General features: G+C 65.7%; 3 protein-coding genes. All 3 read left to right on the top strand.

Features of this window, described 5'->3' with window-relative positions:
* The first annotated feature begins 281 nt into the window (after positions 1 to 281).
* The gene (locus RDM88_RS12120; protein ID WP_308755085.1) at positions 282 to 1,610 is read left to right on the top strand and encodes a hypothetical protein; all 1,329 of its coding nucleotides are present in this window, start codon (positions 282 to 284) and stop codon (positions 1,608 to 1,610) included.
* Between the two features lie 12 nt (positions 1,611 to 1,622).
* Positions 1,623 to 2,441 (top strand): YdcF family protein, encoded by an 819-nt coding sequence (locus tag RDM88_RS12115; protein WP_308755084.1) that lies wholly within the window; start codon positions 1,623 to 1,625, stop codon positions 2,439 to 2,441.
* A gap of 217 nt (positions 2,442 to 2,658) precedes the next feature.
* On the top strand, positions 2,659 to 3,686 hold a 1,028-nt coding region (locus RDM88_RS12110; RefSeq protein ID WP_308755083.1), incomplete at its 3' end, for a GntR family transcriptional regulator.

The raw sequence follows: 3,686 nt of genomic DNA, 5'->3' as shown, positions 1-3,686 counted from the left end.
CCCGCTCTCCCCCGGACGCCGTGCGCGCCCGCCGTGGGGCAGGGAGACCCACCCGAACCAAAAGTTTTTGGGGGTTCCGGGGGCTTTTTTCAAAAATCCCCCGGACGCGGCGCGCGCCCGCCGCGGGGCAGGGAGGCCCGCCCGAACCAAAGGTTTTTGAAGGGCCGGGAAACTTTTTTCAAAAAGTTTCCCGGGAGTTGCGTTTTTTTGCAACTTTTGCATGCTTTCGCGCGACGGGTGAAGGGATGTGAAAAAGGATGACAAACGGGGCAAAATTTGATATGATACAGGGAGAACTTAACGGGCGGCGGGTGATCCTGCTGCCCGGTCATGAGGTGATACGGATGCCCTCCGCCGGATTCAAAATTCCCGCGCCCGCCGATTACACGGGCGCGCTCTCCGAGCTGCTGCCGCAGCTCATTGAAAAATACGGCCGCGCGGCGGTCGCGGAGCAGATGAACACCTGCAGCGACCGTCTCGCGCGGGTGCAGGCGTGCAACGAGCGGCTGACCGACCCGTCCGCGGCGGCGGACGACCAGACCGAGGCGCTGCAGGAGGTCGTCGCCGCGACGAGCGACTATTACGCCTTCCTCGCGGGGCTCCGGGAGGATATGCGTCGCTTTTTGATCCTCATGGGCGGGGTCACGGGCGACGAGATCGACGGGCTGCTGTCGATCGAGCCGGAGGTGGGGGAGGAGATCTCCCTGCTCGCGTCGGTCGCGCCCGCCATCCAGGCGATCAGGCCGAAAAACTACGTCATGCCGATCGACCCGATCACCAACAAGCTCGCCCAGCTCAGGGAGTTCAACGAGATCACCGTCGCGCGCCGCCGCAACCTGACGATCCAGACGGCGGTCACGATCGACTGCCCCGAGCACATGAAGATCGACGGCAACTTCCAGCTTACCAACTACGACAAATCGATCATCAACGGGGTCGTCTCGATCCTCGAGAGCGGCAACTCGAGCTTTACGGTGCCGATGCTCTACCACGCGATGACCGGCAAGGAGAACCCCACCGTCGACGACGGGCTGATGGAGGAGATCAAGGCCAAGCTGGACACGATGCGGCGGCTGTCGATCAACATCGACCTGACCGAGGAGATCAAGGCGCACATGATCGACCGGCGGATGGAGGGCGCGGGGGAGGTCGACTCGTTCACGATCGAGGGCTACCTGCTGCCGCTCAACAAATATATCGGCGTGGTCAACGGCAAGCGCAGCGAGATGTACCAGATCATCGACACCCCGCCGCTGCACAGCTACGCCAAGATGAAAAACCAGATCACGACGGTGTCGATCGACCTGCTCAAGGCGCCCCTGAACAACAACGCCACGACCATCCCGCTCAAGACCTACCTGCTCAGCCGGATCGAGGGGATGAAGAACCAGCACAACAAGCTCACCCGCGACAAGATCCTCTTTGAGTCGATCTACCGGGAGCTGGGCGACCTCGATTCGGACAAGAAGCGCAAAAAGCGCATCCGCGACTACACCGAGGTCGTCCTGGGGCACTTCATTTCGATGAAGTACATCACCCGTTACGAGATGGTCAAGGAGGGCCGCACGATCACCGGCGTGCGCATCTTCTGGAACGAAAAAACCGCCTAAAAGGAGACCCTTATGAAACGAATCCTCCGCGCCGCGTGTGCGTTCGGCGGGCTGCTCGCGCTGGCTTTCGGCGCGGCGCCCGCCCTCTTCGGCGTGCTGAACGCCGGCTGCCTCGCGCTGCTCGGCTTCGGCGGGCTGCTCTTCGGCCTCGCCGCCCTGTGGGACGCCTTCCGCCTGAACGACGGCAGCCGGGTCGTCCGCAGCTTCCACGCGAGGTGGGACCGCAGGCCTCCCGCCGCCCGCCCCGCCCCCTGGTGGCGGCTGCTGCGCGCCCTCCTTTCCGCGCTGCTCGCGGCGGGCTTTCTGATCGGCGCGGCCGTGTCCGTGCCGATGGCGCGGCAGGCCTACTTCACCCCGCCGGGGGAGGAGCCCCGCACCGCGCTCGTGCTCGGCTGCCAGGTGGAGCGGGAGGGCCCCTCCCTCATGCTCGCGCGCAGGCTCGAGGCGGCGCTCCGCTACCTCGAGGCGCATCCCGACGCGCCCGTCGTCGTGTCGGGCGGCTACGAGGAGCGCGCCGGGACCTCGGAGGCGGCGGTGATGGCCGGCTGGCTCAGCGGGCGGGGAATCGATCCCGCCCGCATCCGCCTCGAGGACCGCTCCCACTCGACCGAGGAAAACCTTGCCTTTTCGGCGGAGATCATCGAGCGGGAGGGGCTGCCCCGCGCGCTCGCGGTGGCGACCGACGGATTCCACCAGTACCGCGCCGCCATCTACGCGGAAAAGAACGGGCTGACCGCGGCGGCGCTGCCGGCGGGAACCCCGTGGGGGCTGTTCCCCTCCTATTGGGTCCGGGACATCTTTGGGAACCTCAAGGCGCTGATTCTCGACTGAACCGCCGGAAAAGGCCGCCGCAGCTTCGCTGCGGCGGCCTTTTTGCGTCCCCGGGCCGTGTGCAGCCAGGCACGGTTTGTGTCGAATGTACAATTAAACCATATATTTTTATCAGTTGCTCCGAAATTGCGGCGCCATAGTTGACTTATCATTTGAGCGCAATCTATAATATCCCCATAATGATAAGTCATTAATGGCGCAAGAGGGGGTTGACGGGATGCAGCAGGGAAAAGAGCAATCCGCTTACATGAAGATCTTCCTGGAAATCGCGGACGACATCGCCAACGGCATCTACAAGGTGGGGGACGTCATCCCCACCCAGCTCGAGCTCGCGCGCACCTATCAGGTCAGCCGGGTCACCGTGCGGGAGGCGATCAAGGAGCTGACCCGCCGCGGGGTCGTCGCGACCCAGAAGGGGAAGGGCACCGTCGTGATCGGCAACCTCTTCCGCGCGGTGGACTACCAGCGGGTGGAGGGCTTTTCCAAGGTCGACGCGCCGGAGGAGAGCCCCCAGCCCCGCCCCGAGTCCCGCCTCGTCGAAAACTGCCTCGTCCCCGCCGACGAGGTTGTCTCCCGGCATCTCAAGGTGCCGCCGGGCACCATGCTGCGCAAGATCGAGCGCGTGCGCATCCTCAACGGCATGATCCATTCGGTCGAGTGCGCCTACCTGCTCAACAGCGAGGTGTCCGGCGTGGACTTCGAGCACGCGGACATGGAGAAGGGCTCCCTCTACGAGCTGCTGCGCCGGGAGGCGGGCATCGTCTTCGACTACATCACCGAGCAGTTCAAGGCGATCCTCTGCCCCGAGCGGGAGGCGGAGCTGCTGGGGGTGAAGCGGGACGAGCCGGTCCTCTACATCCGCCGGGTCACCTGCGCGGGGGACCGCGGCCCCGTCGAATACGTCGATATCCACAGCCGCAGCGACCTCTTCTACGCGGCCATCCATTCGCAGCGGCTTCCCGCGCGGGCGGCGCACACCGCCCCGCGGATAAATGATAAGCCATTGTCCTGCCTCGTCGGCGCCGTGCTCGGGGGGCTGGCGGACTCGCCGGCCGCCCCGCTCGCGGAGGGGGCCGACCCCGCCGGGGCGTGGAAGCGGTATTACGGCGCGCTCGGGGAGGACCCCGCCGCGTTTGAAGGCGCTTCCGGCGTGCTCCGCACCGCCTGCTACGCCGCGCGCCGCTTTGCCGGCCGCGCGCCGGGGGAGGCGTACCTCCAGCGGGAGGCGGAATACGGCGAGGCGGC

Source organism: uncultured Anaerotruncus sp. (genome assembly GCF_902490045.1).
Classification (GTDB): Bacteria; Bacillota; Clostridia; order Oscillospirales; family Ruminococcaceae; genus Anaerotruncus.
This window is presented reverse-complemented; position numbering and strand designations above follow the sequence as displayed.